Source organism: Pseudomonas sp. IT-347P (assembly GCF_949768005.1).
In the GTDB taxonomy this organism is placed as follows: domain Bacteria; phylum Pseudomonadota; class Gammaproteobacteria; order Pseudomonadales; family Pseudomonadaceae; genus Aquipseudomonas.
The window spans coordinates 75039-94098 of the sequence record NZ_CATKPQ010000058.1; the positions used below are offsets into that span (position 1 = coordinate 75039).

Genomic DNA, 19060 nt, shown 5'->3' on the forward strand with positions numbered 1-19060 from the left:
TTGCTGCCCAATTCCTTTCATTTGCTCAGGCCGCTAATTCAGGCCGAAAACTGCTCGAAGTCAGGCGCTTGAGTGCAATATCAATTGCCTGATCATCGAACAGTTTGCTCTTGCGAGCCGCAGCGCCGGCGCCACCGTCCCACTGCTTCAATGCTTCGCGCACCGCTGGAACATTCGCAGATACCCCTTCCTGGCTCAACAGCCAATCAACCGTGGCCAATAACTCCATACCGAATGGCGATTCAAAACCGTCAATCAGTTGAGCCGTACGTTCCAACGCTTGAGAGTATTCCTTGGCCTCAGTCTTGAGATACGTCTGTAAAAAAACTTTGCGCTCTTGATCAAACCAGATCACATCACTAATGCCCGCGTCACTGATGCGCTTGTCACAATGCAGATAGCTGCCATCAAGGTTATCGAGCAGGTGTTCCAGTCGGTTGGCGTACGGCCCATATTTGTGCGCGACAAATTTCAGACTCAGAGGGTTTTCGGTATCCGGCAACTGCTCGATTGCGCGCTCAAGAAACCAGGCCAGCTTCTGGATCTCCAGCAGACTGCACTCCATGCCTAAAACCCAGTAGCGACGAACCAGTTCGGCGATAAGAGCGCGGGCTGGCGTGAGTTTTTCAACGCCAGTACGTTTGGCGACATTCAAATACTGGTTGGACGGCTCGAACACCAAGACATCAGCATCGAGATCCCCCAACACTTCGACAATCTGTTCACGGACTTCAGGCCACTTCAAACCGCCGTTACCAGCACCCAGAGGCGGGACGGCGACAGATTTCACGTCGTTCTCAAGCAGAAACCGACGCAAATCATGCAAGCCTTCCGTTATCCACACCATTTGCGACGGAGAGCGCCAATGGCGTTTGGTTGGGAAGTTCACGATCCAACGAGGGCCATCGAGTTCGTTGGTGGCAGTCACGTGCATTTTGCCGGTTTCTACTTCCCCGGCCTTACATGCCGCTGCATACATGCGGTAATTCTGCGCAAAGCGCTCTTTGAACATCAGCGCGATGCCTTTACCCATTACACCCACGGTATTCACCGTGTTGACGAGGGCTTCGGTTTTGGCTTCCAGCAAATTGCCTTGGGTGAATCTGATCATTGGAAATACCATTTGGGGCGCGCATGGACTGGCAACGTCAGGCCTCTAGCAGCAACGTCTGCTTCTATGCGTACTTTCATTGCATCGGTGTGGCACATGATGCCCAGTAGTCCCGTAATCGGTAAGTGATGGTGGATCAGCGCCTCAGCCTGATAACGCTCCATTTTGCGAGGATCATCAGGATCGCGCTTGAAGTCGCGCCGTTGAAGGATAGACCAATCAATCTGGTCGAGATTCGCCAGATCGCTGTAATAGTTTGTCCAACTCGGATAGGCGTGCGCATTTGTGAAGATAAACGGTAGGCCGAGCTCTTTAACGCGATACAGGCTTGAGACCAGAATTACGATCTCGTCGTTGCTGCGCTGCTGGACACTCCAGCCAGAGTGAATGTTCTGCATCATCACCGAGAAGGGCGTGAAATAGAAGGGCACGTAGTCGGCCAGAACGCCTTCGGGTGCGATAGGCACCTGACGGGAACGGCGCTTGTCGATCAAATCGACGTTACCGATGTTCACGTACTGAGGTGCCTGTGCTTCCGAGTTTGCGCAATGCAGACCGTTGTCCAGAATCCAGGGCAGGTTATCGCGATGGACGATACGCCAAATCAGAGCTTTCTCTGGATTCAGGCTGGTGTAGTTCATTTATAAGAACATTCCGGGATTCACGCTGATAGGAGTCGCAAGCTTTGCCTCGCGCATTTTAGCCTCACAAAGCGAGCTGACTTCATCGGTTGGTGCATAAATTCTGGAAAAGTTTTTGGGGTTTACCACTTCCGGAGATAGGCATTCGGCCATGCAAACGCTTTTGCATTCGGGGTTCTGATAGTCCCGAGTACTCATCAGCTCCCAATTAATTGCTTCAAAACCTGCGTTGTAATCGAGCAGTTGAATCGCATCATCAGCGAGTGGGTGCCGGGGAATAATTTTCCAACCGCTTTGTTTGGCAAATGATCTAAACACGGAGATGAGGACGAACTTCTCTTTGGGCCGGCTTAGCTGTACCCGTCCATCAAACGGATTCGCAGCAAACCAGTGGAACGGAACATAGCGATCAAGATTGAGCGCTTTGCGCTTCCTGAGGATTTCGCTGTCTGCGACGTCTGTGAAATTTTCCAGACTGGCGCGAGGCTTTAGGCCTTCCTTAAAGATCCCATCCAGATTTTCAACGGAGGTGAGGTGGTAAACGAAGTATTTTTCCCTGATGTTTGCGTCCGACATTGTGGTCTCCTTGACCTGCACATCAACCTAAACTGAATTCAGTCCCGGCCTTGCCCCGCGCTGATGTAACCCTCGATCCGTGGGGGTTGGTAGAACCGTCATCGTGATTCTAGTGTGCCATCAATTTTGACCACAAGCCCAATATGGAAATTGGTTGGCAGAGTCAAGCAGCAAAACTCCTGAACTCATTCCTCATCAAAGTAATCGCGATCCAGCGTCGGCAACCTCAACAAACGCGATGTCACTCCAACCTCATGATCAATCATCAGATGCACCAACCGCGTGCCATCCACCAACACAATTCCGTCCACCGATTTGGCAAAGTCGACAGCGTGCGCTGTGAAGCCGGACGTAGTGATGAAAACGCCTCGCTTGGCTTTTTGCCCAGCGAGCGCTCCGTAGAACGCCTGCAGTCAGGCCGGCCAACCGTGTTCTGCCAGCGCTTGGCCTGAACGTAAACCTTCTCCAGCCCCAATTTATCGAGCGAGATAATGCCGTCGATGCCAGCATCACCGGAACCGCCAACACGTTGCAGATCATTACGACTCGCTCCGTAACCTAGGCGATGAAGCACATCCAGCACGATCACTTCGAAACGGTTGGGGCTGACTTGCAGCAAGTTGTCCAAAAGGTCTGCCGCCGTGGCATCGCGCAATTCCTTTAGCGCTCGCTCCAGTCGGTCGTCGGGGCTTTCGGTGGCAGAGGCCAGATCAGGCTCCACATTTGGTTGGTCATCCAGTGGCTCGGCATCAGGCGCGACTTTCAGCTTCACATTCATGTAGCCGATTGCTAAATGCTCCACATCCTTGGCCGACAGTGGAAATGCATGCTCCTTGGCGTATTGCACACCTGCGTCAGTCAACTTCCAATAACCGCGTTTGGCACTGCTGGAAAGACCGGCACGCTTGAGACGGTCGTGCGCCCAGCCTGATCGGTTCTTGTAGGTGGCCTGACCACTCGCGATCAGATCCTCACGCTGCGCTTCTGTTAATTGCAGCATTTTGGCTGCCGCTTCGTGGGCGTCCCGAGCAATTGCACCGTCGGGTTTTGTGGCGAGGAAACGCAGAATCGGTTCGATGAACTGATCGTAGGTTGGAACAGACATGGGCGCATCCCTGTGCTGATGGGTGTTTTTGAACTAACCGGCGGGCGAGTATAAGTTAACGCTCGCTGAGGATGCCTTCGAGAGTAAGCGCTGGTGCCGTGAAAGCGTAAGCTGCTGTTTCATGGCTCTATCATGTGTCGAGCGGCTGACCTGAGCACTTTCCAGCAGGCATTAAAAAGCCGGCTTGTGGCCGGCTTCTCGGGGACTGGCTTGGCCTATTTTTGGTAAGCCTTGCCAGCCTTCAAAACGTACATCCGGATCTGCGTCCGGCTGTGGGACTTGGTCAGACGTTGGTCTGCCGCGTCGGGCGCTGTCTGAGCCGCGTGGCGGGTCGATGCGCAAATGTGGGGCGCAGGATACTGAGTTTTGCCTGGGATTCCCAGCCTGAAGTGCGGTTTAGAGCGACGGCTGCAATAGAAATTCGGGATTTGTACTGTTTTTCAGGGCCTCTTCGCGGGCAAGCCCGCTCCCACAGGGGGATGTGCAAGTTCGAAAGCCTTGTCGAGTCAAAGAAACGGCACCACCGGCCGCCGCTTGCTCACCGTCGACCACCAGAACACCCAGCCCAATATATGAATCCGTTGCTCCTCGATCTGTGCCGCGCGGAAGACTTCGTCCGGGTATTCGCTGTTGTTGTGGCTGCGCAGGCGCAAGCCGTTGCCGGGCATGCGGTGCAGGTATTTGATACGCAGCATGCCGTCGTGTTCGATGGCGTAGATCTCGCCGTCGACCACTTGGGTCAGGCTGCGGTCGATGGCAACGATGGAGCCGTCTTCGATGCGTTCGGCCATGCTGTTGCCGATCATGTGCGCGCAGATGGCGTCGGCGTGGCGGATTTCCAGTTGATCCAGTGGCGCGCGCAGCAGGCGGATGGACAGGTCCGGGTCCTGGATGACATGGGTTTTGTCGGAGCCGTTGGTCAACGGTGTTTCTTTGAAGAAGGCCAGTTCGATGTCGTTGGGATGGATGAATCGGTAGGCGCCCTGAGGGTCCTGGGCGTCGAAGCTGTCGCCGTTACTGGCAGGCGGAGTCAGGCTCGGCAACTCTTTCGTGCCTTCGCCGGTTTTCAGCCATTCACTGTTGACGGACAGCAGGCGTGAGACTTCTTCCATGCGATACGCCGGGACGCCCCGGGTGTACCAGTTGTGGACATTTTGGGCTTCCGTGCCCCAGAACTTTGCGAAACCCGTCGTCGAGATGTTCGCAGCTTCCAGGAGTGCCTTGAATCTTGGACCGCTAGTGTTCTTTCTCATAAACACGGAGTCTACGGCCGTGCCAGAGCGGTTTGAATAAACCGGACGTTCAAAAACGGGCTGAATTTTGCGACCGGATGTAAGACGTACTTGTGGGAAATTACACAGCTGAAAACTTTTCTGTAGTCCGCCGTAAACACGCTGTTTAAGGCAGCTTTTGCCAAGCACAAAAAACCCCGGATCAACCGGGGTTTTCTTCAAGTCTCACGCGCGGTGCAGGTGCTTAGCCTTTGTAGGCGGCAACCGACTTGGTGATCGCTTCGCGGGCGGCGTCTGCACCAGCCCAGCCTTCGATCTTGACCCACTTGCCTTTTTCGAGATCTTTGTAGTTCGCGAAGAAGTGCTCGATCTGCTGGATCAGCAGAGGCGGCAGGTCGGTGTATTCCTTCACGTCGACGTACAGCTGGGACAGCTTGTCGTGTGGCACTGCGATGACTTTGGCATCGCCGCCGCCGTCGTCGGTCATGTTCAGGATGCCGACTGGACGCGCGCGGATCACCGAACCTGGCGCAACCGGGTAAGGGGTCACAACCAGCACGTCGAGGGGATCACCGTCGTCAGCCAGGGTGTTCGGGATGTAACCGTAGTTGGCCGGGTAGAACATTGGGGTGGCCATGAAACGGTCAACGAACAGGCAATCGCTGTCTTTGTCGATTTCGTATTTGATCGGCGCGTGGTTGGCCGGGATCTCGATCGCGACGTAGATGTCGTTCGGCAGGTCTTTGCCAGCCGGAATCTTGCTGTAGCTCATTGGGCGGTGCCCCCGTAGTTGACCAAAAACACTTGGCCGGATTGACCAAAAAGTGGCGGCGATTATAGGCATATTCTGCCGTCGGCGCCATGTACCGAAAGTCGTGCAGACCTTAGTCGTGCGCCTGATAGACCGGGTCTGTGGCCTGAAGTTGCCGCAACCGGCTCAACGGGTCCTGACGATAGAAAAGCTGCAACTGCGCATACACCTGTGGATAAGCCTCGTGGAGCAGATCCGGGGCGCTGAAAAAATATTCGCTGGTGACCGCAAAGAACTCGGCCGGGTTTTCGGCGGCATAGGGATCGATGGCGGTTTCGGCGTCCGGGTCATGGTCGAGCTGACGGTTGAGATCGTCGTAGGCGTGTTGCATCACCTGCGCCCAGTCGCTGACCCGCATGTCCGCATGCAGCGGCGGCAGACCATTGGCGTCGCCGTTGAGCATGTCGAGCTTGTGCGCCAGTTCGTGGATCACCAGGTTGTAACCTTCCCAGCCGCCACTGGCCATCACGCCGGGCCAGGCGAGGATGATCGGCCCCTGCTGCCAGGCTTCACCACTGTGTTCACCGTCCCATTCATGCTCGACACCGCTGGCGTCGCGATGACGCTGCGGGCTGAGAAAGTCGTCGGGGTAGAGCACGATCTCGTGGAAACCCTGATACCAGTTCAAGTCGCCGAGATGCAGCAGTGGCAACTGCGCCTGGGCGGCGAGCAGCAGGCGCTGTTCCTGATGCAGTTCGACGCCGGGCAGGGCGCTCAGGTGTTTGTCGTCGAGGAACAGCACGCAGGCTTCGCGCAGCCACTGGTCTTCAGCCGCGCTGATGCCGTCAAGGAAGCTCAGGTGATGACGCACCCGTTGCCACATCTCGTCGGCAATCGGGTGCTTCGCCAGAATGCGCCGGCGACGCCAGGCGCTCAGCGACCACATCGGCTTAGTGCGATTGGGCTTTGGTGCCGCCGAAACGGCTGCGAACCACGCCGAGGATCATCGGCACCAGCGACAGCAGAATGATCGCCACCACCAGCAGTGACAGGTTTTTCTTGATGAACGGTACGTTGCCGAAGAAGTAACCCAGCGTCACCAGACCGCCGACCCAGAGGACGGTGCCGAGCACGCTGAAAGCGAAGAAACGCGGGTACGGCATCCGCGCTACACCGGCGACGAACGGCGCGAAGGTACGGATGATCGGCAGGAAGCGCGCCAGCGTTACGGTCTTGCCACCATGCTTGTCGTAGAAATCGTGGGTTTTCTGCAGGTAGTCGCGGCGGAAGATTTTTGAATTCGGATTGCTGAACAGCTTCTCGCCGGCCGTTCGTCCGATCACGTAGTTGGTGCTGTCGCCGAGGATGGCCGCGAGCATCAGCAGACCGCCCAACAGGACCGGATCCATGCCACCGCCAGCGGCAACGGCACCGGCAATGAACAACAGCGAATCACCCGGCAGGAACGGCATCACCACCAGACCGGTTTCACAGAAGATCACCAGAAACAGGATGGCGTAGATCCATGGGCCGTAGTTGTTCACCAGCATATCGAGGTAAACGTCGAGATGCAGGATAAGGTCGAGCGGGTTGAAATCCATGGGGCACCTGTTTGACGGCCCGACTCGGCAGGCCTGTGCGGATGACTTCGTGTAAGCCTACAGCGAGGTGTAGTTTTTCTTACAAGCCGGAAAGATCGGAATTATACGGTCTGAAGGATGAAAAGCGCGTTGGTTTTGTAGCGGGGGATGTCGGGCTGTGAACAATTGTCAGCAATACTAAAGAGGCCTCTAAAGATCGCAGCCTTCGGCAGCGCCTACAGGGAACGCGTTCCAAATGCAGGTGCTGCCGAAGGCTGCGCTGTTTTCAATTCAGAGCTCTTCGCTGATCGGCAATACGTAGTTCTTGAACTCGGTGTCTTCCTTGAACCCGATGGATTCGTAGGTTTTCTGCGCGACCTCGTTGTTGCTGCTGGTGGAAACGCGCATGCGCACGGCCTGGGTTTCCTTGGCCATTTTCTTCGCCGTGCGGATCAGGTTGTCGGCGACGAGTTGGCGGCGGGCGTCTTCGGCAACATAAATGTCGTTGAGGATCCACACGCGTTTGAGCGACAGCGAAGAGAAGCTCGGATAGAGCTGACAGAAACCCATCAGTTTTTTGTCATCATCGTCAGCCAGAGCAAGGTAGATCACCGATTCCTTGCGGCGCAGACGCTTTTCAAGAAAGGCACGGGAGGAATCCGGGTAAGGCAGGGAACCGTAGAACTCGCGATATTTGACGAACAACGGGGTCAACAAATCCAGATGTTCGAGGGTCGCTTGAATAATCCGCATGATAGGTCTCGTCTTCAAGTGGCTGTCTTCAACTGCTCTGACGGCGATGGGAAACCCGGGCGGCCGTGCATCGATCCTGCCTGAAAGCAGCGCAGAAACGCAATGCGGAAACGGTTCAGGTTGTGGGCGGATCCAGTAGGAAATTGCCTTTCATGTCGACACCTGCGTCCGATTCCAGGGTCTGAACCTGTGCTTCGTCCTTCAGGTTCACCCCCGACAACTGCCGCCGACAGGCCTCGCGCATCAGATAGAGCAAGCGATGCGCCGCCATGCCGTAGCTCAAGCCTTCAAGCCGCACGTTGGAAATGCAGTTGCGGTAGGCGTCGGTCAATCCAACCTTGGGTTTGTAAGTGAAATATAAACCGAGGCTGTCGGGTGAACTGAGGCCCGGACGCTCTCCGATCAGCATCACCAGCATTTTTGCACCGAGTAGCTGGCCGATTTCATCACCGATGGCGACACGACCCTGTTCCACGAGGACAACGGGGGCCATTGACCAGCCGTCAGCGCTCATTTGCTCTTCCAGTCGATTGAGAAACGGCAGCGTATGCCGATGCACCGCCAACGCCGACAGGCCATCCGCCACGACAATCGCCAGATCGACACCGCCGGGATGCGCCGCAGCGTAATCACGCAAGGCCTGCGCTGATTCATCGCTGAGCTTGCGGCCCAGATCCGGGCGTTGCAGATAACTGTTGCGATCCGCAGCCGCGCTGTGCAGCAGCAGGCTTTCGCGACCACGCTCAGTCAGTTGCGTGCTGAGTGCGGCGTGGTCGAACGGCAGGTGCACAGCATCGCGGGCCTGCGCATGGGCAAACTGGAAATCCAGTTGGGCAGTGGTCGGCAAACTGGTGCCGGTGCGGCCGAGGGCGATCCGCGCCGGGGTCAGGCGACGCAGTTCCAGCCATGGGTTTTGCGGGTCGACGGGCGGTTTTTCCATGTGACTCATCCCAGTTGCGCCAACGCCTGGCGAAAGGCCGGCGGCAAATTGTTACCGAAGCGAACCTTGCCGTCCGCTTGCGTGAAGATACCCATGTTCGCCAGCCACTGCTCGAACTCAGGCGCCGGTTTCAGGCCCAGGGTCTGGCGGGCGTAGAGCGCGTCGTGGAACGAGGTGGTCTGGTAGTTGAGCATGATGTCGTCGGAGCCGGGGATGCCCATGATGAAATTGATTCCGGCCACACCCAAGAGGGTCAGCAGGGTGTCCATGTCGTCCTGGTCCGCTTCGGCGTGGTTGGTGTAACAGATGTCGCAGCCCATCGGCACGCCGAGCAACTTGCCGCAGAAGTGATCTTCGAGGCCGGCGCGAATGATCTGTTTGCCGTTGTAGAGGTACTCCGGGCCGATAAATCCTACGACGGTGTTCACCAGGAACGGCTTGAAATGTCGCGCCACGGCGTAGGCCCGTGTCTCGCACGTCTGTTGATCGACGCCGTGGTGGGCGTTGGCCGACAAGGCACTGCCCTGACCGGTTTCGAAATACATCAGGTTCTGCCCGAGCGTGCCGCGATTCAGGCTCAGACCCGCGTCATAACCTTCCTGCAAGACGTTCAGGTTGATGCCGAAACTGGCGTTGGCCGCTTCGGTGCCGGCGATCGACTGGAACACCAGATCCAGCGGTACGCCACGGTTGATCGCCTCGATCGAGGTGGTGACGTGGGTCAGTACACAGGCCTGGGTCGGGATGTCGTAGCGCTGGATGATCGCGTCGAGCATTTCCAGCATCGCGCAGATCGAGGCGATGCTGTCGGTGGCCGGGTTGATGCCGATCATCGCGTCGCCATTGCCGTAGAGCAGACCGTCGAGAATGCTCGCGGCGATGCCGGAGGGTTCATCGGTCGGGTGATTCGGCTGCAGGCGCGTCGACAAGCGCCCGCGCAGGCCAAGAGTGCCGCGAAACTTCGTCACGACGCGGATCTTTTGCGCCACCAGGACCAAATCCTGCACGCGCATGATCTTCGACACGGCGGCGACCATTTCCGGGGTCAGGCCGGGGGCGAGGGCGCGCAGACTGGTTTCGTCGGCGGCATCGCTGAGCAACCAGTCGCGAAAACCGCCCACGGTGAGATGGCTGACCACGGCGAAGGCCTGTTTGTCGTGAGTGTCGATGATCAGCCGGGTGACTTCATCGTCCTCATAGGGAATCAGCGCTTCTTGCAGGAAATGCGTGAGGGGGATGTCGGCCAGCGCCATTTGCGCAGCCACGCGCTCGCCGTCGTTGAGCGCGGCGACGCCGGCGAGGAAGTCCCCCGAGCGCGCCGGGCTGGCCTTGGCCATGACGTCCTTGAGGCTGTCGAAACGATAGGTCTGGGCGCCGACCGTGTGAGCGAAACTGGCCATACACAATTCTCCGTGACGGCGCAGATCGAGCCTGCGCCGGGATTGTCGACACTCAGTGCAAGGCTTGCTCAGCCTTCTGGATCGCCGCGAATTCTTCTTCCGGCGTGCCTGCTACCAAGTGATGTCGACTGTAGAGTGCAAAGTAAGCAATTAACACTCCATAGATGACGGCGGCACCGATGACCACCCGTGGATCGACCAGGAAGCCTGCGACCACGGCGATGCACGCCAGCACCAAGGCCACGCCGGAGGTGAAGATGCCGCCCGGTGTGCGGTACGGCCGGTCCATTTTGGGGCGGCGAATACGCAAGGTGATATGCGCGGCCATCATCAGCACGTAGGAAATGGTTGCACCGAACACCGCCACCAGAATCAGCAGATCGCCCTGGCCGGTCAGCGATAGGCCGAAACCGATGATGCCGGGAATCACCAGCGCCAGCACCGGCGCTTTGCTTTTATTGGTTTCGGACAGTTTGCGTGGCAGATAGCCGGCCCGCGACAGCGCAAAAATCTGCCGCGAGTACGCGTAGATGATCGAGAAGAAACTCGCGATCAGTCCGGCGAGCCCTACGAGGTTGACGAAACCGCCCATCCAGGTCGAGCCGCCATAGGCTTTGCTCAACGCTTCGACTAGCGGATTACCGGAGGTCAGTAGCGAGTTGGCGCCCGCACCGCCGGGGCCGACGATCAGAATCAGCAGGGCAAACATGAGCAGCACCAGCATGGCGCCGATCAAGCCGCGCGGCAGGTCACGTTTGGGGTTCTTGGTTTCCTCGGCGGCTAGCGGCACGCCTTCAACGGCAAGGAAGAACCAGATCGCATAGGGGATCGCCGCCCAGACGCCGACATAGCCGAATGGCAGAAACGGGCTGGCGCCCGCCGCGACAGTCACCGGAATGTCGAGCAGGTTGGCGACGTCGAAGTGCGGCACCATTGCCACCAGAAATACCCCCAGCGCCAGCGCGGCGACGGCGGTGATGACAAACATCAGCTTGAGCGCTTCGCCGACCCCGAATATGTGGATGGCAATGAAAATGATGTAGAAGGCCAGATAGATCATCCAGCCGCCGATGCCGAACAGCGATTCGCAGTAGGCACCGATGAACACCGCGATGGCCGCAGGGGCAATTGCGTATTCAATGAGAATCGCGGTGCCGGTGAGAAACCCGCCCCACGGCCCGAATGCACTGCGGGCGAAACCGTAGCCACCGCCGGCGGTGGGGATCATCGAAGACAACTCGGCCAGAGAAAAGCACATGCACAGGTACATGGTGGCCATCAACAGTGTCGCCAGGAACATGCCGCCCCAACCGCCCTGAGCGAGGCCGAAGTTCCAGCCGGCATAGTCACCGGAAATCACGTAGGCAACGCCCAGACCCACCAGCAGTACCCAGCCGGCGGCACCTTTTTTCAGTTCGCGTTGTTGAAAGTAGTCCGATCCGACTTTTTCAAAGTCGACGGAGGCGCCGGTCGCCGGAGCGCCAGCCGGGGATTCGCCAGGCATAGGGTTCACCATTTTTATTGTTGTATTGGCCCGGGTGTTCCGTCAGGAAACATCGGGTTGAATGGCACGCCGCTTTCGCGAGCAAGCTCGCTCCCACAGGTTTCTGTGGTCAGCTCAATATTGAGATCCGATACAGATCCCTGTGGGAGCGGGCTTGCTCGCGAAAGCGGTCGAGCGGGCGACACAGAAATATCTGTATCGCCCTCAGGTTTTAGAAGAAGCCCAACGGATTGATGTCGTAGCTCACCAGCAGGTTTTTGGTCTGCTGATAGTGATCGAGCATCATCTTGTGGGTTTCACGGCCAACCCCGGACTTCTTGTACCCGCCGAACGCGGCGTGCGCCGGGTACAGGTGGTAGCAGTTGGTCCACACACGACCGGCCTTGATCGCCCGGCCCATGCGATAGGCGCGGTTGATGTCGCGAGTCCACAGACCGGCGCCGAGACCGAACTCGGTGTCGTTGGCAATCGCCAGGGCTTCGGCTTCATCCTTGAAGGTGGTAATGCTCACCACCGGGCCAAAGATTTCTTCCTGGAACACGCGCATCTTGTTGGTGCCCTTGAGCAGGGTCGGCTGGATGTAATAGCCGGTCGCCAGACTGCCCTCGAGTTTTTCCACCTTGCCGCCGGTCAGCAGCTCGGCACCTTCGCCCTTGGCGATTTCCAGGTACGACAGGATCTTGTCGAACTGCTGCTCGGACGCCTGCGCGCCCACCATGGTCTCGGTGTCGAGCGGATCGCCTCGTTTGATCTGGCTGACTTTCTTCATCACTGCCTGCATGAATTCGTCGTAGATCGATTCCTGCACCAGCGCGCGGGACGGACAGGTGCACACCTCGCCCTGGTTGAAGAACGCCAGCACCAGACCTTCAGCGGCTTTTTCGATGAAGCTCGGTTCGGCCTGCATGATGTCTTCGAAGAAGATGTTCGGCGATTTGCCGCCCAGTTCCACGGTGGACGGAATGATGTTCTCGGCCGCGCACTTCATGATGTGCGAGCCGACCGGGGTCGAACCGGTGAACGCGATTTTGGCGATGCGTTTGCTGGTGGCCAAGGCTTCGCCGGCCTCTTTACCGAACCCTTGCACCACGTTGAGCACACCCGGCGGCAGCAGGTCGCCAATCAGCTCCATCAGTACACAGATGCCCAACGGGGTTTGCTCGGCAGGCTTGAGCACCACGCAGTTACCGGCAGCCAGGGCCGGAGCGAGTTTCCACGCGGCCATCAGCAGCGGGAAGTTCCACGGGATGATCTGGCCGACCACGCCCAGTGGTTCATGGATGTGATAGGCCACGGTGTTGCCGTCGATTTCGGCAGCGCTGCCTTCCTGGGCGCGCAGGCAACCGGCGAAGTAGCGGAAATGGTCGGCGGCCAACGGGATGTCGGCGTTGAGGGTTTCGCGGATGGCTTTGCCGTTGTCCCAGGTTTCGGTGATCGCCAGCAGTTCGAGGTTCGCTTCGATGCGGTCGGCGATTTTCAGCAGAATCAGCGAGCGCGCCTGCACGGAGGTCGCGCCCCACGCCTCGGCAGCGGCGTGGGCGGCGTCCAGTGCCTTGTCGATGTCTTCGGCAGTGGAACGAGGGAATTCGGCAATCGGTTGGCCATTCACTGGCGAGGTATTGGTGAAGTACTGACCTTTGACAGGCGCGACGAACTCGCCGCCGATGTAGTTACCGTACTTGCTCTTGAACGAGACTTTGGCGCCTTCAGTACCGGGGTGAGCGTAACGCATGATGATGTTCTCCTTGGCTTTGTACTTATTAGAGAAACGCGCAAGTGCGCTTGCTATAAGCGTAGAGCAAAGGTCGGGCCACTGCGGTGCAGGGCAGGTAAATCAAGGCGTTGCGTGATTTCTGTCGGACGAATGGATGACGTCTGTGATGGTTTCGGTACAGAGGGGGTGACAGTTTGTACCGCTTTTGGCACAGGCAGTGACCGGGCAGTCTTGCCAGCATTGCAATGCATCGATGGCTGGAGGATGCTGGGCATCACCTCAGCATTGGGCCGTAGAGTCTCGGGGAGAACAATAAGAAATGCACGACAACCATTTGAGTCGCCATGCCCGACAGGTTCTCACCGTGACCCAGGGCAAACCGCACCTGCACGGGCCCGGTGCCGATCCGTCGATTGCCCGTTCGTGGCTGCGCTGTCTGGAGGACTATCACCTCGACCCGGCGCTGAGCATGGCGCCGACGGTGCTTGAACACGGGCGCGTATTGGAAAGCCGCGAACGCCTGCAACAGGTGTTGCAGATCGCCGGCACTGAAATGAGCAGTCTGCATCAACAACTTTCCGGCGCCGGTCATGCGGTGCTGCTGACCGACGCGCGCGGGGTGATCCTCAACTGCGTTACCGCGCCTGCCGAACGCAAGATCTTCGAACGCGCCGGGCTCTGGCTCGGCGCCGACTGGAGTGAGGCCTGCGAGGGCACCAACGGCATTGGCACCTGCCTGGTCGAGCGTCAGGCCCTGACCATTCATCAGGACGAACACTTTCGCGGCCGTCACACCGGCCTGACCTGCTCGGCAAGCCCGGTGTTCGATCCGCACGGTGAACTGCTGGCGGTGCTTGACGTGTCTTCGGCGCGCCACGATGTCTCGCGGCAAAGTCAGTTCCATACCATGGCGCTGGTCAATCTGTCGGCGAAGATGATCGAGAGTTGCTACTTCCTGCGCTGTTTCGATAACCAATGGTTGCTGCGTTTTCATCTGCAGGCTGAGTCGGTCGGGCTGTTCAGCGAGGGCTTGCTGGCGTTTGACGGCGAAGGGCGGATCAGTGCGGTCAATCAGAGCGCGCTGAATTTGCTTGGGCATATTCGTGGCGGCTTGCTGGGTAAATCGGTCGAGGCGTTTTTCGATTGTTCGCTGGATGAATTGCTGGGCCGTGCGAGTGCGAATGCCAGCGCGAGTTGGCCGCTGCGCACCCGTGACGGCCGGCATTTGTTTGCCGTGCTGCGCGGTGAGTCGCGCAAGCCTTTACCGACGGTGGCGGCGCCAGTCGTGGCTGAAACGCCGCGCCTGTCGGGCATCTGTCTCGGTGATGAGGCGCTGCAGGCCGATTTCCGAAAAGCCTTGCGCGTATTCGAGCGAGATGTGCCACTGCTGATCAACGGCGAAACCGGCTCCGGCAAAGAGGCCTTCGCCAAGGCCGTGCATCAGGCCAGTCAACGCTGCGCCAAAGCCTTCGTCGCGCTCAACTGCGCGGCCATTCCTGAAAGCCTGATCGAAAGCGAACTGTTCGGCTATCGCGGCGGCAGCTTTACCGGCGCGCGCAAGGACGGCATGCGTGGCAAGTTGCAGCAGGCCGATGGCGGCACGTTGTTCCTCGATGAAATCGGCGATATGCCTTTGGCTTTGCAGACTCGCTTGTTGCGCGTGCTTGAGGACCGGCAAGTGGTGCCGATCGGTGGCGAGCCGGAATCAGTCAATGTGCGAATCATCAGCGCCACCCACCGCAATCTGCTGGAGCGGGTCGCCGACGGCAGCTTCCGCGAGGATCTGTATTACCGGCTCAACGGCCTGGAAGTGGCATTGCCGGCGTTACGCGCCCGCAGTGATAAATCGCAGTTGCTGGATTTTCTGCTGGCCGAAGAGGCGGGCGGCGAAAACATCGTGATCGACGAGGCCGCGCGGCAGGCGCTGCTGGCGTTCAACTGGCCGGGCAATGTGCGGCAGTTGCGCAATGTGCTGCGCACGCTGGCGGCGTTGTGTGATGAGGGGCGGATCGGGATTGAGGATTTGCCGGTGATGATTCGGCAGGGGAGTGCGGCAGTATTGGTGGTTAAGGAATTCGATCATCCACTGGAAGACGCCGAAAGGTCGGCTCTGCTCAATGCGCTGGAGCAAACCCGCTGGCACATGACCCACACGGCGCAGCAACTGGGTGTCAGCCGCAATACTCTTTATAGAAAGCTGCGTAAGCACGGGATCGCGCGGCGAGTCAGTTAGAAGGCCCTCACCCTAGCCCTCTCCCAGAGGGAGAGGGAACTGACCGCGGTGTTCTGAAGATCTACGCCGACCTGAACGAGCGAGCCGAACTCAGGATTTGAAAGCAACGTGGATCGGCTCCCTCCCCCTCGGGAGAGGGAACTGACCGCGGTGTTCTGGAGATCTGCGCCGACCTGAACGAGCGAGCCGAACTCAGGATTTGAAAGCAACGTGGATTGGCTCCCTCCCCCTTGGGAGAGGGAACTGAACGGGGTGTTTTAGCGATCTGCGCCGACCTGGGTTATCGAGCCGAACTCAGGATTTGAAGGTAACCGAGATCGGCTCCCTCTCCCTCGGGAGAGGGCTGGGGTGAGGGGCGGCAAACTTCAGTCGAGCCAAAATGCCAGGCCCACTCAGCCCCGCCCCTCACCTAAAGAGTGCGATTTCCCCCTCCCTACGCTAACCTGCGGCCATGTTTTACGAGGTCGACTATGCACATTCATATTCTGGGTATCTGCGGGACTTTCATGGGCTCGATGGCGGTGTTGGCCAAAGAGCTGGGCCATCACGTGACCGGTTCCGACGCCAACGTCTATCCGCCGATGAGCACGCAACTGGAAGCCCAAGGCATTCAACTGACGCAGGGCTATGATCCGGCGCAACTTGATCCGGCACCGGATCTGGTGGTGATCGGCAACGCCATGTCCCGCGGCAATCCGGCAGTGGAATATGTGCTGAACAAAGGCCTGCCGTACGTGTCCGGCCCGCAGTGGCTGGCCGATCATGTACTGCAAGGGCGCTGGGTGCTGGCGGTGGCCGGTACGCACGGCAAGACCACCACCAGCAGCATGCTCGCCTGGGTACTGGAACACGCCGGCATGAGCCCGGGCTTTTTGATTGGTGGTGTGCCGCAGAATTTCTCGGTGTCCGCTCGCTTGGGCGGCACGCCGTTCTTCGTGATCGAGGCAGACGAGTACGACAGTGCTTTCTTCGACAAGCGCTCGAAATTCGTTCACTACCGTCCGCGCACTGCGATCCTTAATAACCTTGAGTTCGATCATGCCGACATCTTCCCGGACTTGCCGGCGATCGAGCGGCAATTCCACCATCTGGTGCGCACCATCCCAAGCGAAGGTCTGGTCATCCACCCGACCACCGAGCCGGCCTTGCAACGTGTGATTGAAATGGGCTGCTGGACCCCGGTGCAAACCACCGGCGCCGGCGGTCAGTGGCAGGTCAAACTGTTGAGCGAGGACGGTTCGGCGTTCGAAGTAATGTTCGAAGGTGTGTCGCAAGGCACCGTCGAGTGGGAGCTGACTGGCCAGCACAACGTCGCCAACGCCCTGGCCGCTTTGGCGGCTGCGCGTCATGTCGGCGTGGTGCCGTCGATGGGCATCGCCGGTCTGAGCGCGTTCAAGAACGTCAAACGCCGCATGGAGAAAGTCGCCGAAGTACGCGGCATCACCATCTATGACGACTTTGCTCATCACCCGACGGCAATTGCCACCACCCTCGATGGCCTGCGCAAGCGCATCGGCGACGCACCGCTGATCGCCATCATCGAACCGCGCTCCAACTCGATGAAACTTGGCGCCCACCGTGACGGTTTGCCGGACAGCGTGGTCGATGCCGATCAGGTGATCTGGTACGCCCCGGCCAACCTTGGCTGGGACCTGGCCGCCACCGCCGCACTGTGCACGGTGCCGTCGATTGTCAGCGACTCGCTGGAAGGCATCATCGAGCGCGTGAAAAGCCAGGCCCAGCCCGGCACTCACGTGGTGATCATGAGCAATGGCGGCTTCGGAGGCCTGCACGGCAAACTCGCCGAGGCGCTGCAATGAGCAACGGCCCGGAACGCATCACGCTGGCCATGACCGGTGCCTCTGGCGCCCAATATGGCCTGCGCCTGCTCGATTGCCTGGTGCGGGAAGATCGCGAGGTGCATTTCCTGATCTCCAAGGCTGCGCAATTGGTGATGGCCACCGAGACTGATGTCACGCTACCGCCCAAGCCGCAGATGATGCAGGCGTTCCTGACCGAATACACCGGCGCCGCTGCTGGGCAGATCCGCGTGTACGGCAAGGAAGACTGGATGTCGCCGGTCGCTTCGGGTTCTGGCGCGCCAGCAGCGATGGTGGTGGTGCCGTGCTCCACCGGGACGCTGTCGGCGATTGCCACGGGCGCCTGCAACAACCTGATCGAACGTGCGGCTGATGTCACTTTGAAAGAGCGTCGCCAATTGATTCTGGTGCCGCGTGAAGCGCCGTATTCGAGCATTCATCTGGAGCACATGCTCAAGCTGTCGAACATGGGCGTAACCATTCTGCCGGCCTCGCCGGGGTTCTATCACCAGCCGCAGACCATCGATGACCTGATCGATTTCGTTGTGGCGCGAATCCTCAATCTGCTCGGCATTCCGCAGGACATGCTGCCGCGTTGGGGCGAGCATCATCTGAGCAGCGATGAATAAGCTGCTGGCGATCGGGCTGGCGTTGTTGCTGACCGGGTGTGCGACGGCGCGCACGCTGGATGCAGCCAAACCGGGGGCGCCGGTGGTGTACTCCGGAACGCGGCTGGATCTGTATGCGTTGAATGGTGGATGTTGCGCGATGGACCGTTTCGGGGCTGAGGCGCCGAGTTATCCGGGGGTGGATCTGCCGGCGAGTGCGTTGCTCGATACGCTGTTGTTGCCGTTGTCACTGCTGACGGTGATTGGCGTGAGTTTTCAGGCGACTGGCGGATTGTAGAGGAGTGCTGCGCACTCCATTCGCGGGCAAGCCACGCTCCCACCGGTTTCGATGTCGTTCACAAAATCTGTGGTCGCTGAAGAACACTGTGGGAGCGGGCTTGCCCGCGAAGAGGCCAGCCCAGGCACCGCAAGATTATTTGCCTAACTTGCGCAATTCATCCGACTCGATCACCCGCACTCCATCCTGTTCCTCCAGCGCCAACCGCCACATCGCCCGCGCCAACTGGCACGCCTCGATCCCATGGTATTTGCCGGGGATCAGCTTCGACAATGGCCCGGCCAATTGTTCGGCCAGGCGCGGTTCAGTCCGTTCACCCAGCAACAATGAAGGTCGGCAAATGGTCAGTTGCGGCCAGTTCTGCGCACGCAAGGCCTGCTCCATTTCGCCTTTGACCCGGTTGTAAAACACCGAGGATTTCGGATCCGCGCCGATCGCGCTGATCACGATCAGATGCCGCGCGCCCATCTCCCGCGCGCGCTTGGCGAACGCCACCACCATGTCCAGATCCACTGCGCGAAACGCCGCTTCCGAGCCGGCCTGTTTGATGGTGGTGCCGAGGCAGCAATAGGCGATATCGACGCGGCCACTGAGCTGCGGCAGAAACGCCTGCGGATCACCTACCGGATTTTCCAGGTGCGGATGTTCGGCCAATGGCCGACGGGACGGGGCGAGCACGCGAGAAATCGTCGGCTCGTTGAGCAAACGGTCGAGCAGATGTTCACCGGTCAACCCGGTGGCTCCGGCAAGCAATACGTGCTGAGGTGTCAAGTACATAGTGTCTCTCCCTTGAT

17 protein-coding genes and 1 pseudogene are annotated in these 19060 nt (G+C 58.9%); 4 read left to right on the top strand and 14 right to left on the bottom strand.

Annotated features, from left to right (window positions below; all coding sequences use genetic code 11):
- Positions 1-25: 25 nt before the first annotated feature.
- The 13 genes and pseudogenes from ACM6IV_RS24585 to ACM6IV_RS24645 form a co-directional block, all read right to left on the bottom strand.
- Entirely contained in the window at positions 26-1111 is a 1086-nt protein-coding gene (locus ACM6IV_RS24585) for a macro domain-containing protein (protein ID WP_414872010.1), read from the bottom strand.
- Entirely contained in the window at positions 1108-1752 is a 645-nt protein-coding gene (locus tag ACM6IV_RS24590; protein ID WP_414872011.1) for a DUF4433 domain-containing protein, read from the bottom strand. The genes ACM6IV_RS24585 and ACM6IV_RS24590 overlap by 4 nt, the downstream gene beginning before the upstream one ends.
- Positions 1753-2328, bottom strand: coding sequence for a DarT ssDNA thymidine ADP-ribosyltransferase family protein (locus ACM6IV_RS24595; protein ID WP_414872012.1), 576 nt, complete (start codon positions 2326-2328; stop codon positions 1753-1755).
- Positions 2329-2513: 185 nt separating this feature from the next.
- Positions 2514-3361: pseudogene (locus ACM6IV_RS24600) on the bottom strand (restriction endonuclease).
- Positions 3362-3939: 578 nt separating this feature from the next.
- The gene (locus ACM6IV_RS24605) at positions 3940-4686 is read right to left on the bottom strand and encodes a S24 family peptidase (protein ID WP_414872013.1); all 747 of its coding nucleotides are present in this window, start codon (positions 4684-4686) and stop codon (positions 3940-3942) included.
- A gap of 223 nt (positions 4687-4909) precedes the next feature.
- Entirely contained in the window at positions 4910-5437 is a 528-nt protein-coding gene (gene ppa, locus ACM6IV_RS24610) for an inorganic diphosphatase (RefSeq protein ID WP_003205933.1), read from the bottom strand.
- 112 nt (positions 5438-5549) lie between these two features.
- A complete protein-coding gene (locus ACM6IV_RS24615; RefSeq protein ID WP_414872014.1) occupies positions 5550-6362 on the bottom strand; it encodes a zinc-dependent peptidase in 813 nt (270 codons plus the stop codon).
- A gap of 4 nt (positions 6363-6366) precedes the next feature.
- Positions 6367-7017 carry a DedA family protein gene (locus tag ACM6IV_RS24620; protein ID WP_414872015.1) on the bottom strand — a complete coding sequence of 217 codons (651 nt, stop codon included), beginning with the start codon at positions 7015-7017 and terminating at the stop codon, positions 6367-6369.
- A gap of 270 nt (positions 7018-7287) precedes the next feature.
- Positions 7288-7749: a GNAT family N-acetyltransferase gene (locus ACM6IV_RS24625; protein WP_007910890.1), complete on the bottom strand. Its 462-nt coding sequence runs from the start codon at positions 7747-7749 to the stop codon at positions 7288-7290.
- Between the two features lie 115 nt (positions 7750-7864).
- Positions 7865-8698, bottom strand: coding sequence for an ethanolamine ammonia-lyase subunit EutC (gene eutC / locus ACM6IV_RS24630; protein ID WP_414872016.1), 834 nt, complete (start codon positions 8696-8698; stop codon positions 7865-7867).
- Positions 8695-10089 (bottom strand): ethanolamine ammonia-lyase subunit EutB, encoded by a 1395-nt coding sequence (locus ACM6IV_RS24635; protein WP_414872017.1) that lies wholly within the window; start codon positions 10087-10089, stop codon positions 8695-8697. Before ACM6IV_RS24635 ends, eutC begins: the two co-directional genes overlap by 4 nt.
- Before the next feature lie 52 nt (positions 10090-10141).
- On the bottom strand, positions 10142-11593 hold the full coding sequence (gene eat, locus ACM6IV_RS24640; protein WP_414872018.1) for an ethanolamine permease: 1452 nt from the start codon (positions 11591-11593) through the stop codon (positions 10142-10144).
- 211 nt (positions 11594-11804) lie between these two features.
- Positions 11805-13325: an aldehyde dehydrogenase family protein gene (locus tag ACM6IV_RS24645; RefSeq protein ID WP_414872019.1), complete on the bottom strand. Its 1521-nt coding sequence runs from the start codon at positions 13323-13325 to the stop codon at positions 11805-11807.
- Positions 13326-13626: 301 nt separating this feature from the next.
- Here ACM6IV_RS24645 and ACM6IV_RS24650 point away from each other — a divergent pair, with 301 nt between their 5' ends.
- The 4 genes from ACM6IV_RS24650 (at position 13627) to ACM6IV_RS24665 (ending at position 18266) form a co-directional block, all read left to right on the top strand.
- Positions 13627-15540, top strand: a complete 1914-nt coding sequence (locus tag ACM6IV_RS24650) for a sigma-54-dependent Fis family transcriptional regulator (protein WP_414872020.1) — start codon at positions 13627-13629, stop codon at positions 15538-15540.
- A gap of 470 nt (positions 15541-16010) precedes the next feature.
- Positions 16011-17360 carry a UDP-N-acetylmuramate:L-alanyl-gamma-D-glutamyl-meso-diaminopimelate ligase gene (gene mpl, locus ACM6IV_RS24655; protein WP_064364045.1) on the top strand — a complete coding sequence of 450 codons (1350 nt, stop codon included), beginning with the start codon at positions 16011-16013 and terminating at the stop codon, positions 17358-17360.
- A complete protein-coding gene (gene ubiX, locus ACM6IV_RS24660; protein ID WP_414872021.1) occupies positions 17357-17989 on the top strand; it encodes a flavin prenyltransferase UbiX in 633 nt (210 codons plus the stop codon). The genes mpl and ubiX overlap by 4 nt, the downstream gene beginning before the upstream one ends.
- Positions 17982-18266, top strand: coding sequence for a YceK/YidQ family lipoprotein (locus ACM6IV_RS24665; RefSeq protein ID WP_414872022.1), 285 nt, complete (start codon positions 17982-17984; stop codon positions 18264-18266). Before ubiX ends, ACM6IV_RS24665 begins: the two co-directional genes overlap by 8 nt.
- A 135-nt stretch (positions 18267-18401) precedes the next feature.
- On the opposite strand, the gene ACM6IV_RS24670 is transcribed toward ACM6IV_RS24665, so the two are convergent.
- Complete coding sequence (locus ACM6IV_RS24670) at positions 18402-19043, bottom strand: oxidoreductase (RefSeq protein ID WP_414872023.1); 642 nt, start codon at positions 19041-19043, stop codon at positions 18402-18404.
- Positions 19044-19060 lie beyond the last annotated feature (17 nt).